Here is a 13,440-nt window from a genome sequence, read left to right as displayed (position 1 = left end):
AAATTTTAAGTGAATAAGTTTTTTTTGTCCCTTGTTTTAATTTCTTCGTTCTTTATTGTTTCTGCTCAGCAAAATGGTAATTCTTCTGTTCAGCCAGGTTTTGCGGCAGAAATGTTTCCAGTTTTTCCTAACTGCGAAAATTTAGAAGGAAAAAAATTAGAAAATTGTTTTTATAAAGAAGTGCAAGATTTTGTTTTTAGCAATTTTCAAGTCCCTCAAAAGTCAAAAGAAAACAATTATAAAGGAGTGGTAAAAGTACTTTTTGAGGTAAATGCGGAAGGCGAATTTAAGGTAATTTATGTTTCTGCAGAAACTGAAGAATTGTCTGAAGAAGCAAAAAGAGTTTTTGGCACATTTCCGAAAATAAAACCTTCAACTTACAATGGAAAACCAACGTATTCTAAATATACGATTTCTATTGATATACCGTTGAAAAGTGCGTCGCAGCTTGCAGCAGAAGCTCAGGCAGCGGCAGAAATCTTAAAGCCAACACAAAAACCAATGACTGAGCTGGATAGTATTGTATACAAAAAATACAATAATCCAGAATTTGATAGCCATTTAAATATTCCTTTTTCACATAGTTATTATGCGCAGTTTGATGCAGAAATGAATCAAGTTGGGATTAATAACCATACAGCGTCTAAACCTTATACTTACGCTGAGGTTTCAAAATATTATAATTTGAGAGCGGTCAATGAATCGTTGCAGAAAAAAACATCGACTTGGCTAGGAAGAAAATGGTGGAATGAGAACTTGGTACAGATTCAAGGAGAGGATTACTGGTTTTCTTTAAACCCGATTGTAGATTTACAAATGGGTAAGGCTTCAGATCTTGATGCATCTTACACTTATGTGAATACTAGAGCTCTAAACTTTAGAGGAGGTTTAGGGAAACAAATTAACTTTACGACTACATTTTTTGAAAGTCAGGGAAGATTTGCAGGGTATTTTAACGATTATGCGGAATCTATTAAGCCATCTGGAGGAAATCCGGCAATAATTCCGGGAGTTGGAATTGCAAAAAGATTCAAAACAGATGCTTACGATTTTCCTTTAGCGGAAGCGAATATCACTTTTGCACCAGGAAAAATATTTGATTTTCAATTGGGTTATGGAAGAAATTTCATAGGTGATGGTTATCGTTCTTTGTTGGAAAGCGATGGAGCAAGTCCGTACCCGTACTTTAAAATCAATACTAAATTTTGGAAAATTAAATATACCAATACGTATATGTGGATGAAAGATGTTCGTCCAGAAGTAACAGCCGAAAAGACGTATGCAACAAAATTTATGGCGAACCATTATTTAAGTTGGAATGTTTCAAATAGAGTAAACTTAGGATTTTTTGAATCTGTAGTTTGGACAGATACCAACAATAGAGGTTTTGATGCTAATTTTGTCAATCCGATTATTTTTTACCGTGCAGTAGAATTTGGATCTTCATCTAAAAGTGGAAATGCACTTTTGGGGATTACGGGTAAATACAAATGGAATAATAGCATAAATCTGTATTCGCAGTTCTTGATTGATGAGTTTTCTGTTTCAGATGTTGGAGCGGGAAATCAAAGCTGGAAAAATAAATTCGGATTTCAATTTGGAGCAAAATATTTCAACGCATTTAATGTAAAAGATCTTTTGTTGCAGGTAGAATTGAACAGTGTACGTCCTTATGTGTACTCGCACAGCGCTGTTATTACAAACTACGGACACAACAATCAGAGTGTAGGGCATCAATGGGGAGGCAATTTTAAAGAACTTATTGCAATTGCGAGATACCATAAAGGACGTTGGCTTGCCGATGCGAAATTGACTGTTGGAACTAGAGGTTTGGATTTTGATACTGCAGCAGATTCTTATAATTATGGAGGAAATATCTATAAAAGTTACGATGTAAAACGCCCTTATGATACAGGTGTGAAAATTGGACAAGGAAATAAAACTAGTGTTTTTATTGCAGACGTTCAAGGAGGATATTTAATTAATCCAATGACAAACTTGAAATTATTTGGAAGTTTAATCTATAGAAATTTTGATCCGACTCAAGAAACAGCAACAACTTTTAAGCAAAGTACAACTTGGTTTAGTGTTGGTCTGCGATCAGATATTTTTAATTGGTATTTTGATTACTAGTCTTTTTAATAAGATTTTTCGAAATAATAGTGTTAAAGAATGCTGAGATCTTAATTTGCAAAGGTTTTATTGAAAAAAATCTATTTTTATAGGCTTAAATTCTACAATCTAATTTGTACATTTGCACCACTCAAAAAAAATACACAAAATACAACGGTATTGAACGCTGCAAAAAATACATTATCAATCAAATCAATATTTCTGGATTTTAAAGAGATTACTAAAGCTGGTTTAGCTATTAGTGTATTGTTCTCTTCAATCGCTGGATATTTATTAGGAGTAGATTCTGAACATCCCTTCAGATGGAGTGTTTTGGCTGTTTTGGCAGTTGGAGGTTATTGCATGGTTGGAGCTTCGAATGCTTTTAATCAAGTAATAGAAAAAGATATCGATTCTTTAATGGATCGTACCAAAAACCGTCCAGTTCCTTCAGGACGTATGTCTCCTAAAGTCGCTTTATTAGTAGCAAGTTTGCTTACTATTATTGGTATTGCGCTTCTTTATACGATAAATGCAAAGTCAGCAATGTTTGCTGCGATTTCTATATTTCTTTATACAAGTGTTTATACACCATTAAAAACAGTAACTTCGTTGTCTGTTTTTGTTGGGGCATTTCCAGGAGGGATTCCGTTTATGTTGGGCTGGGTAGCAGCAACTGGCGAATTTGGCATCGAGGCAGGGACTTTGTTCTTAATTCAATTTTTTTGGCAGTTCCCGCATTTTTGGTCTATTGGATGGTTTTTATATGAAGACTATGAGAAAGCAGGAATTTTTATGCTTCCGACAGGTAAAAAAGATAAAGGAACAGCATTACAGATAATATTGTATACAATTTGGCTTATTATAGCATCGTTATTACCTATGTTAGGTTTTACGGGGCAGTTGTTTATTTCTCCAATTGCGGCAGTTTTAGTGTTTCTTTTAGGGATTTGGATGCTTTTTTATGCGGTTCGTTTGTATAAGTTAAGAACTGCAAAGGCAGCGAGAACATTAATGCTAGTGAGTGTTTCTTATATCTCGCTTTTGCAAATTGTATTTATAGTAGATAAATTTTTAAGATAGTTGTTATGGAAATGACATTGAAAACAAATGAAGAGCAAGCAAGGAAATCAAAATCGGCAAAACTGATTCTGCTTTTCGCGATGGTTAGTATGACCATGATGTTTGCTGGTTTAACAAGTGCATTTGTAGTTAGTAAATCAAGAGCAGACTGGTTGAAGAATTTTGAACTTCCTTCAGCTTTCTATTGGAGTACAGCAGTAATTATTGCCTGCAGTGTTACTTTTTACTTGGCAAAAAAAGCCATTCAAAAAGACAATAGAAGTGCGGTTACAGGATTGCTTATTGGAACTTTAGCTTTAGGGGTTTTATTTGTGGTATTACAATTCAAAGGATTTGGACAAATCGTTTCAGAAGGGTATTACTTTACAGGAGAAGGTAGTTCAATTACTACAACTTTTCTTTATGTGGTAACAGTTACACACTTGTTACACTTAGCTGGCGGATTAATTTCACTTTTAATTATAATTTATAATCATTTTAAACAAAAATACAATTCGACTCAAACTCTTGGGATAGAGCTAGGTGCGATGTATTGGCACTTTTTGGATTTATTATGGGTATATTTATTTTTATTTTTATATTTCTTTAAATAAGAAAAAAACGTAAATTTGGGAACTTTTTAACGAATATCTTTTATGGGAGCGACAGTTACTACTGCAAACAACGACGAAAAAACTTGGGGAGGCGGTCACAATGAGCCTTTAGGAGCAAGTTATGGTAAAATGATGATGTGGTTTTTTATCGTATCAGATGCCTTAACATTCTCTGGATTTCTAGGAGCTTATGGTTTTTCTAGATTCAAATTTATTGAAACTTGGCCTTTGGCTGATGAAGTGTTTACTCACTTCCCATTTATGCATGGTGTTGCGGCTCCAATGTATTATGTAGCATTAATGACTTTTATTTTGATCTTTTCTTCTGTAACAATGGTATTAGCTGTTGATGCAGGACACCAATTGAAAAAGACAAAAGTTGCTGTTTACATGTTCTTAACTATTATTGGAGGTTTAATTTTCGTTGGTTCTCAAGCTTGGGAATGGAAAAACTTCATTAAAGGAGAATATGGTGCAGTTGAAACTGCTGGAGGTAGTTTGCTTCAGTTTGTGGATAAAGATGGTAAAAGAGTAGCTTTAGCTGATTTTGCTGTTAAATTGCCAGAACAAAGAGAAGCTTTAACAAGAAGCCACTCAACTTGGTTTATGGAAGATGCTCAGTCTCTACCGACTTACACAGTTGCTGAAGTTCAGGCTGGTTTTAAAGCACACCCTGAAGTTTTAATCAGAACAGAAAAACTTACAGATAAAAAGAAAAAGACAATCTTGTCAAGAGAAGAATCTGAAAAACATTTAGCAACAGCTAAGTATGTAGTAGAAGGTGCTAACTTGATCAGAAACGAGTACGGTAATAAATTATTTGCTGATTTCTTCTTCTTTATTACAGGTTTCCACGGATTCCACGTATTCTCTGGAGTTATCATCAATATCATTATTTTCTTTAATGTATTATTAGGTACTTACGAGAAGAGAAGAAGCTACGAAATGGTAGAAAAAGTTGGTTTATACTGGCACTTCGTAGATTTAGTTTGGGTATTTGTATTTACAGTTTTCTACCTAGTTTAATTTTTAGCATTTCATTATTATGTCACACGAGCACGTATCAAATACAAAAAGAATCTGGTTTGTTTTCGCATTACTTTCAGTAGTAACTACAGTTGAAGTTATTTTGGGTATCTACAAACCTGCATCATTAGAATTTACTCATTTCGTTGGTTTGAATTTGTTAAACTGGATTTTCTATATCCTTACAATTTTCAAAGCATATTATATTGTATGGGCATTTATGCACATGGAAGGTGAAAAAAGCAGCCTTAGATGGTCTGTAGTTTCTCCTGTTATCTTCCTAGTTTTATATTTATTGTTTATTCTATTGACAGAAGGACATTATATTTATGGGGTTTTTAAAGATTCTACTATTAAATGGAATTTTTAACATGATATTAATTCGAAAAGAAGCTCCGATTTACGGAGCTTTTTTTATTTTTGTACCTCAATAATTCTCCGTTATACAATGAAAAAAAATATAGTTCTCTTTGTACTTTTTGTATTGCCAATTGTAGCGTATTTGTTTTTCGCTTCCGGTGTAAATAGTTTTACAACACTTCCTGTAATAACGCCAAAAGTGACCGACTTTGGAAATTGGAATTCATTAAACGGAAAAAAAATCTCCCTTGATAAAAAGATTACCGTGCTAGGTTTTGCTGGTACAAATATTTTAGAAAATAGAGGTAATTATTTTAATCTAAATGAAAAGATTTACAAACGTTATAACGGTTTTGAAGATCTTCAGTTTGTAGTGCTGTGTCCAACAGGAACTGAAAAAGAAGCTCAAAAAATTGTTGATGCATTATCTCCTTTTACAGATGTTAAGAATTGGAATTTTGTTTTTGCTTCAAAAGAAGAAATCCAGAAATTTTATGACGGATTGCATTTAAAAGAAAAACTAAATGAAAACCTTGGAACTTCTAATGTTTATATTATCGATAAAGAACGTAATTTGAGAGGTAGAAAAGATCAGAAAGAATATAAAGAAGGTTACGATACTTTTCATCCGTCTGAGTTGAGTAATGAAATGCTTGATGACTTCAAGATTATTCTTTACGAATATCGCGCAGCTTTAAAGAAGAATCATAACGCTACAAAGCAACTTTAAAAAATCATTTATAATGTTTAAGAACAAATCATATATCGGAATCTCTTTTGTGATTCTAATCTTCGGGATTTATGCCATTCCTAAAATTGTCGATCGAGTTAAAAACGGTGACGTTGTAAAAGGAAACCGTTTGGACAATGTAGAGGCTAAATCTTCAAAAGATGCTAAGCTTTTGACAATTGGGCCAGCTCCAAAATTCGAATTGACGAATCAAGATAACGTAAAGGTTTCTAATGAAACGTATAAAGGAAAAGTATATGTTTTGGAATTCTTCTTTACAACTTGTCCTTCAATTTGTCCAAAGATGAATATGAGTATGCTGGAGATTGAAAAGACTTTTTTTGGAAACCCAAACTTTGGAATTGTTTCTATTACGATCGATCCGAAACACGATACTCCACAAGTTTTGAAAGACCATGCTAAATTGTTAGGTGTAAAATCTTCAAACTGGAATTTCTTAACTGGAGACAGAAACGTAATTATGGATTTGTCTAATAAAGGATTTAATCTTTATGCAGGAGAAAATGATAAAGTAAGCGGCGGATTTGAGCATTCTGGTTTGTTTGCTCTAATTGACAAAGACGGAAACATTAGATGCAGAAAAGACGAATTCGGAAATCCAAGTATATACTACGATGGTTTAGATAAAAAAGGAGTTAGAGATATTCAGCAAGACATTAAAATTTTATTAGAAGAATAAAAATGGAAGATAATACTTTAGAGAAAAAATATAACAAGTTTATTATTGCGGTTTCAATTGTAATTCCAGTTGTCGTGGCAATTTTATTTGGTGTTAAATTAAAAGATTTTGGTTTCAATGTAGAGCCTTTATCTTTTTTACCTCCAATTTATGCAACTACAAATGGTATTACTGCTGTTGTGTTAGTTTTGGCTGTTATGGCAATTAAGAAAGGAAACCAAAAATTACACGAAAGATTAATGACTTTTGCTATTGCATTGTCTGTTGCATTTTTGGTTATGTATGTAGCATATCATATGACTTCGGATTCTACAAAATATGGAGGAGAAGGAGTATTGCGTTATGTGTATTTCTTTATTCTTGTAACGCATATTTTATTGTCAATTGCTATTATTCCACTTGTTTTGATTACTTATGTAAGAGCGCTTGCAAAACGTTTTGACAGACATAGAAAAATAGCTAGAATCACTTTCCCCCTTTGGTTATATGTAGCAGTAACGGGAGTAGTGGTTTACTTAATGATTTCTCCATATTATGTACACTAGAAAAAATAATATTCAAACCGTGAAATTCAAATTTCAAGCTCTGTTTTTTGGAATTTGTTTTTTCTTTATTGGAATTTCTGCTAATGCACAATGTGCAATGTGCCGTGCGGCTTTAGGAGGAGATTCTAATATCAAAAAGGCTGAAGCTGTAAATGATGGAATTGTTTACTTAATGGTAATTCCTTATTTGCTTGTATTAATAATTGGATATTTGATTTATCGAATGTATTCTAAAAAGAAAAAAGCAGTGTAATTTTACACTGCTTTTTTTGTTTTTATTTAAGTCCGTTTACGGAGACATTTACCGTTCCGTTTATTTTGATGAAGGCTATAATGGCTTGATTGGTCAACTGTATTTTATCAAACTGAATGTCTTCCATTTTTCCGTTAACAAATACTCCAGGCATCGGTGAATAGTTCTTTAAGTAACCCGCCATACTTTTTTTGCCTTCTTCCAAATTCGGTTGAATAGAATAACGGCAGCTTTCTTCCATTTTTCTAAGTATATATCCTTGCGCAAGCCAGTTTGCGGTACGCATCAATTTGCTTTTGGTGTCCAAGACATAATCCAGCTTTTCAAAATAAATCTCTTTTGTTTGTGCATTGTATGAAGGAAATCCATTTAAATAAATGGTTCCGTTTATAGAACCTAAAATGTCTAAAGCAATGACCATTTTTCCGTCTTTATGCCAAATGGAAACATTTTTTACGGTTACTTTTTTGCTTCCAGAACCAAACTCCTGACCTGCAAAATTTTTGGTCATAATCTTGGATGCATCTACATAACTCGAAATGGCAGCAATATTAGCAGAAATCTGATTTGGGATTTTAGCAACAGGTTTTAGAGCAATTTTGCTAGCATTATATTTTGATTCTGGCTGTTTTCCAACGATGGTTTCCATATTGCATTTCATTCCCATATCGAGCAAGAAAGAATCGTTTTTCAGTTTTGCATTTGTAGAGTAAATTTCAATTGGAACAATTCGCAGCCAGCTTTCATATGTATCACTCATTTGAAAAGGAGTAGAAATTTTTTCAACAGCCTGAAGAACGTTTGGTTTAAAATCCATTGATTTTTCAATTGCTCCATCAATTTCCTTTTCCAGTTGGGTTTTAAAAATAGAAATAGCTGGATTTATTAAATAAGTAATCGGCATGTTTTTGCCAAATACAGTCATTGTTGGGCTTTCGTTCCAATTAAGAGACTTGAACTCTGTTTTTGTTGTTAGTTTCCAATTGGTAAGAGTGGTTTCGCTAGATAAAGTTATCACTCCGTTTAGGTTAAATTCTCTAACGTCGTAGAGCTCTATCCCCATTTTTTTTGTTCCGATTCGATATTTGATATTCGCTTTAAGCGGTAAAATCGTTCTAATTCTTTTGTTCGGATTTGAAGGATCATTTTGAATTTTGATTGGAGCCTGTTTCCAGATTTTCATTTCAATATCATCATCTTGGATGTTGTTGTCCTCATAAATCAATCCGTTAAGGAGCGTGTTTGTCTGATTTTCGATATCACTTAATTTGATCGTAATCGGAAGGTTAATAAAGGATGGGCTGCTGTCATAAACTAGCGGACTGGCATCGTCGGGTTCGGGTTTTAATGTTTCTAATTTTGAAGTTGAAGAACAGCTTGTTAATACGGCAAGCACCGAAAACATTGTAATAATAGAAGTAAGCTTCATTTTAATATGAATTTTTAGACAAGGTAAAATTACAAAAACAATCATATTTTCTGAAAAAAGTGTAACAATAACTCAAAAAGGTAGTCTAATAGAAAATAGGTAACATAATTATTAACTTTTTATTATCATAAATTACTTAATAAATACGTTATTATTGTCTAAAAAATTTAACAATACCATGATTGAAATTAAAGATTTACACAAATCCTATAAAATGGGAAGTTCGCAATTACATGTATTAAAGGGAATTAATTTTAATATAGAGGAAGGAGAATTGGTTGCAATCATGGGATCGTCTGGTTCAGGTAAATCAACACTTCTTAACATTTTAGGAATTTTGGATGAAGCCGATTCAGGAAGTTATATTTTAGACAAAACACCAATTAAGAAATTAAACGAAACAATTGCTTCAAAATATCGTAACAAATTTTTAGGTTTTGTCTTTCAGTCTTTTAACTTAATAAATTACAAAACAGCATTAGACAATGTAGCGATGCCATTGTATTATCAAGGCGTTAAAAGGAAGGAACGTTACGAGATTGCAATGAAGTATTTGGAGAAAGTAGGTTTGGGTTCTCATGTTAACCACTTGCCAAATGAACTTTCTGGAGGTCAAAAACAGCGTGTTGCTATTGCGAGAGCATTAGCTTCAAATCCCAAAGTGTTACTTGCCGATGAACCAACGGGGGCTCTTGACACCAAAACGTCTTATGAAGTTATGGAGCTTATTCAAGGAATCAATGACGAGGGAAAAACAATTTTGATTGTGACACACGAACCCGATATTGCGGCAATGTGCAAAAGAAATGTAGTCCTAAAAGATGGATTAATTATCGATGATAAAAGAGTAGAACAAGTTAGAGCTTCGTCTTATGTTTAATATTGAACGTTGGCAGGAAATATTTGAAGCCATTTCTAAAAACCGTTTAAGAACATTCTTAACGGGAGTCTCTGTGGCTTCGGGGATCTTTATTTTGGTAATCTTGCTTGGTGCAGGAAAAGGTCTTCAGAACGGAATTGAAAAACAATTCGAACGTGATGCAGCTGGAATTATAGAGGTTTGGTCTGGAACGACCACTAAAGAATATAAGGGATTAAACCCAGGAAGGCAAATTCAATTTCGCAATAGCGATTACAATCAATCGGTACAGAAATTCGAAGATAAATTAGATTTGAGAGCTTCAACAAACAATTACTGGGGGCAGTCTTTTGCTTATGGCAAAGAATCTGGTAATTATCAATTTAGAGGAGTAAATCCAGATTATGGCGGAATCGAGAATTTAACCATAGTTCAAGGCCGTTATGTAAACGCAAAGGATTTAGAAAGTAATGCAAAAGTGGCGGTTATCGGAATGAAATTAAAAACCGATTTGCTTAAAGATAAAGAAGCAATAGGAGAAGAAATCCTAATTAACAACATTAACTTTAAAGTAGTTGGAGTCTTTACAGATCCAGGAGGAGAAAGAGAAGAGACTCGTGCTTATTTGCCTTTAACTACAGTTCAGAAAACATTTGGAGGTGGCGATAAAATTAGCAACTTGTTTTTTACCCTAAAAAAGACAAGCGATTATGATGAAGCATTGGCTCAATCAGAAAAATTTACCCAAGATTTAAAAAACTTATTAAAAAGTAAAAACGTAGTGGCACCCGAAGATGATGGAGGTGTAGGAGTTTATAATTCGGTTAAAGACGCTAAACAGTTTTACGATTTAAATTTATATATCAGACTCTTTTTCTGGTGGGTTGGTATCTGTACCATTATAGCAGGAGTTGTTGGAGTTAGTAATATCATGCTTATTATTGTAAAAGAACGTACAAAAGAAATCGGAATTAGAAAAGCTCTGGGAGCTTCACCTTTTTCTATTATCACGATGATTCTTCATGAATCAATTTTCATTACGACCATTGCTGGTTTTGTGGGGTTATTGGCCAGTCTTGCTTTATTGGAGTTCGTTGGTCCGATGGTTCAGAGCGAGTATTTCAGAAATCCTGAAGTAGATTTTAGTGTAGCTTTAACTACTTTGGTATTACTTGTTTTTGCCGGAGCAATGGCAGGATTTTTTCCAGCCTACAGAGCAGCCAAAATTAAACCTATTGTAGCACTTAGAGACGAATAATTATGTTTAAAAAAGATAATTGGGACGAGATTTTACAGGCCTTAACTGCCAATCCTTTCAGGACTATCCTGACGGCTTTTGGTGTTTTTTGGGGTATTTTTATCTTGGTGATTTTACTTGCTGCAGGTAATGGTTTGGAAAATGGTATCAAAAAAGGTTTTGACGGAATCGCGACCAATACCATGTTTATGTGGAGCCAGACTACTTCTAAGGCTTATAAAGGTTTACCAAAAACAAGACGTTATGATTTTAGAAATAGTGATGTAACAGCTTTAAAAGCAGCACTACCAGATTTATTATATGTTTCTCCGAGAAATCAATTGGGGGATTTTAACGGAACAAATAACGTGGTAAGAGGCACAAAAACTTCTGCATTTACAATTTATGGAGATTACCCAGAGCTGATTAAACAACAGCCGATGGATATTATTAAAGGAAGATTTGTAAATCAGCAGGATATTGAGCAGAGAAGAAAAGTTTGCGTAATTGGTAAAGGAGTTATCAGTGAGCTTTATGGTAAAGAAGAGGAAGCTGTTGGAACTTATATAAAAATTAACAGCATTAATTTCATGGTTGTTGGAGTTTATAAATCGAAACAGCAGGGAGGAAATGCAGAACAGGAACAGAAAAATATTTTTATTCCTTTTACAACTTTTCAGCAAGCCTTTAATTATGGAGATAAAGTGGGATGGATGGCGCTTACGGCAAAAGACGAAACTTCTATAACCGATTTAAAGCCTAAAATTTTAGAGATTATAAAAGCACTACATTCTATAAATCCGACAGATGAAAGAGCGGTTGGAAATTTTGATTTGTATGAGCAGTTTAATAAAGTACAAAGCTTATTTAATATCTTAAAAGTAATTGCGTATTTCGTAGGAACATTAGTTTTGATTTCGGGTGTAATTGGAATTTCGAATATCATGCTAATTGTGGTTAAAGAACGCACAAAAGAAATCGGAATTAGAAGAGCCTTGGGTGCAACTCCTGGAGCAATTAGAGGGCAGATATTATCGGAGTCAATATTTTTAACCATTATTTCAGGTATGCTCGGAATTGCTGTTGCAACAGGAATTATAGCACTTTTAAATATGGTACTAGATTCGATGCCTCCTGATCAAAATACTATGTTTGCCAATCCAACTGTAGATTTAGGAGTTGTATTTGTAGCATTAATTATATTGGTCGGATCTGGTTTGCTCGCTGGATTTATCCCGGCACAGACCGCCATCAATGTGAAACCCGTAGATGCATTAAGGACAGAATAAATTATCAATCAAAATAAATCGATTAAACCAAGAACAAATGAAAAAAGGAGTAACCGTAACCATTTTAATATTTATTGCAGTTGTTTTTTTTGGCGCACTTTACTATTTGTATGCGAAAAACCAAGAATCACCGATTGTATTTAAAACGGAAAAAGCAGAAATAAAAACTATCGTAAAAAATACTATTGCGACAGGAAATATTCAGCCTGATGAAGAAGTTTTAATCAAACCAAATATTTCAGGTATTATTGAAGAAGTGTATATCAAAGCTGGTGAAAAAATCAAAGCTGGCGATATGATTGCTAAGATTAGAGTTGTAGCAAACGTTTCGAATGTAAGTAGCTCTCAGAATCAGGTACAGACTGCTAAAATAGCATTAGATAATCAGGAAAAAATTTATAAAAGACAGAAAACATTATTTGAGAAAGATGTAATTTCTGCAAATGATTATGATGCTGCACAGCTGGCTTACAATCAGGCAAAACAAAATTATCTGGCTGCAAAACAAGGTTTGGATATTGTTAAAACAGGAACAACTTCATCTTTAGGAAATTATGCTAATACATTAATTCGTTCGACAGTTAACGGAATGGTATTAGACGTTCCGGTAAAAGTAGGGAACCAAGTTATCGAAAGTAATAACTTTAACGAAGGAACTACAATTGCAAGTGTTGCCGATGTTGGAAGAATGATTTTTATTGGTAAAATTGATGAATCTGAGGTTGGAAAAATCAAAGAAAAAATGCCAATCGAGATTACAATTGGTGCAATCGAAAATAAAAAATTTGATGCAGTTTTAAACTATATCGCTCCAAAAGGAGTTACAGAAAATGGTGCGATCCAATTTGAAATAAAAGCACAAATGATCAACAGAGATGATACTTTTATTAGAGCTGGTTTAAGTGCCAATGCTTCTATTATTTTGGAGAAAGCAGAGAAAGTTTTAGCAATAAAAGAATCTTTGGTTCAATTTGACAAAAAAACACAAAAGCCTTATGTAGAAGTCGAAAATGCTCCACAGAAATTTCAAAGAAGGGATTTGGTTCTGGGGGTAAGCGACGGAATCTACGTTCAAGTTAAAAGCGGTATAAGTGATACAGATAAAATTAAAATCTGGAATCAGGGCTTGATTAACGAAGGAGACAAAGAAAAAAAATAAGCTAATTTGAAAGGTTAAGGATCTTTTTGGTTTTAAAAATGTTAAATTTGCGTAGTTCGGTTTAC

General features: G+C 33.5%; 14 protein-coding genes. 13 read left to right on the top strand and 1 reads right to left on the bottom strand.

Annotation, left to right across the window (positions count from 1 at the left end; genetic code table 11):
- The first annotated feature begins 9 nt into the window (after positions 1-9).
- From NCC77_RS01885 to NCC77_RS01845, 9 genes are all read left to right on the top strand, one after another.
- A complete protein-coding gene (locus tag NCC77_RS01885; RefSeq protein ID WP_250834127.1) occupies positions 10-2,133 on the top strand; it encodes an energy transducer TonB in 2,124 nt (707 codons plus the stop codon).
- Positions 2,134-2,292: 159 nt separating this feature from the next.
- On the top strand, positions 2,293-3,195 hold the full coding sequence (cyoE, locus tag NCC77_RS01880; protein ID WP_250834126.1) for a heme o synthase: 903 nt from the start codon (positions 2,293-2,295) through the stop codon (positions 3,193-3,195).
- Positions 3,196-3,200: 5 nt separating this feature from the next.
- Positions 3,201-3,788: a cytochrome c oxidase subunit 3 gene (locus NCC77_RS01875; protein ID WP_250834125.1), complete on the top strand. Its 588-nt coding sequence runs from the start codon at positions 3,201-3,203 to the stop codon at positions 3,786-3,788.
- 42 nt (positions 3,789-3,830) lie between these two features.
- A complete protein-coding gene (locus tag NCC77_RS01870; protein WP_095927908.1) occupies positions 3,831-4,814 on the top strand; it encodes a cytochrome c oxidase subunit 3 in 984 nt (327 codons plus the stop codon).
- A gap of 19 nt (positions 4,815-4,833) precedes the next feature.
- Positions 4,834-5,184, top strand: a complete 351-nt coding sequence (locus NCC77_RS01865; RefSeq protein ID WP_250834124.1) for a cytochrome C oxidase subunit IV family protein — start codon at positions 4,834-4,836, stop codon at positions 5,182-5,184.
- Positions 5,185-5,262: 78 nt separating this feature from the next.
- A complete protein-coding gene (locus tag NCC77_RS01860; RefSeq protein ID WP_250834123.1) occupies positions 5,263-5,904 on the top strand; it encodes a hypothetical protein in 642 nt (213 codons plus the stop codon).
- A gap of 13 nt (positions 5,905-5,917) precedes the next feature.
- Positions 5,918-6,604, top strand: a complete 687-nt coding sequence (locus NCC77_RS01855; protein ID WP_250834122.1) for an SCO family protein — start codon at positions 5,918-5,920, stop codon at positions 6,602-6,604.
- Between the two features lie 2 nt (positions 6,605-6,606).
- Positions 6,607-7,149: a DUF420 domain-containing protein gene (locus NCC77_RS01850; protein ID WP_250834121.1), complete on the top strand. Its 543-nt coding sequence runs from the start codon at positions 6,607-6,609 to the stop codon at positions 7,147-7,149.
- Positions 7,139-7,402: a hypothetical protein gene (locus NCC77_RS01845; RefSeq protein WP_250834120.1), complete on the top strand. Its 264-nt coding sequence runs from the start codon at positions 7,139-7,141 to the stop codon at positions 7,400-7,402. The genes NCC77_RS01850 and NCC77_RS01845 overlap by 11 nt, the downstream gene beginning before the upstream one ends.
- Before the next feature lie 22 nt (positions 7,403-7,424).
- Here NCC77_RS01845 and NCC77_RS01840 read toward each other — a convergent pair whose 3' ends face one another.
- Complete coding sequence (locus tag NCC77_RS01840; protein WP_250834119.1) at positions 7,425-8,831, bottom strand: DUF4403 family protein; 1,407 nt, start codon at positions 8,829-8,831, stop codon at positions 7,425-7,427.
- Between the two features lie 178 nt (positions 8,832-9,009).
- On the opposite strand from NCC77_RS01840, the gene NCC77_RS01835 reads away from it, so the two are divergent.
- From NCC77_RS01835 to NCC77_RS01820, 4 genes are read left to right on the top strand one after another with little or no spacing between them, the layout of a single operon-like run.
- On the top strand, positions 9,010-9,711 hold the full coding sequence (locus NCC77_RS01835) for an ABC transporter ATP-binding protein (RefSeq protein ID WP_095928196.1): 702 nt from the start codon (positions 9,010-9,012) through the stop codon (positions 9,709-9,711).
- Positions 9,704-10,948 (top strand): ABC transporter permease, encoded by a 1,245-nt coding sequence (locus tag NCC77_RS01830; RefSeq protein WP_095927902.1) that lies wholly within the window; start codon positions 9,704-9,706, stop codon positions 10,946-10,948. The genes NCC77_RS01835 and NCC77_RS01830 overlap by 8 nt, the downstream gene beginning before the upstream one ends.
- Positions 10,949-10,950: 2 nt before the next feature.
- Positions 10,951-12,216: an ABC transporter permease gene (locus tag NCC77_RS01825; RefSeq protein ID WP_095927901.1), complete on the top strand. Its 1,266-nt coding sequence runs from the start codon at positions 10,951-10,953 to the stop codon at positions 12,214-12,216.
- A gap of 37 nt (positions 12,217-12,253) precedes the next feature.
- The gene (locus NCC77_RS01820; RefSeq protein WP_095927900.1) at positions 12,254-13,375 is read left to right on the top strand and encodes an efflux RND transporter periplasmic adaptor subunit; all 1,122 of its coding nucleotides are present in this window, start codon (positions 12,254-12,256) and stop codon (positions 13,373-13,375) included.
- Positions 13,376-13,440: the final 65 nt, after the last annotated feature.

The organism is Flavobacterium tyrosinilyticum (genome assembly GCF_023656565.1).
Classification (GTDB): Bacteria; Bacteroidota; Bacteroidia; order Flavobacteriales; family Flavobacteriaceae; genus Flavobacterium; species Flavobacterium tyrosinilyticum.
The sequence above is the reverse complement of the archived record's forward strand: the minus strand, read 5'-3'. Positions and strand labels throughout refer to the sequence as shown.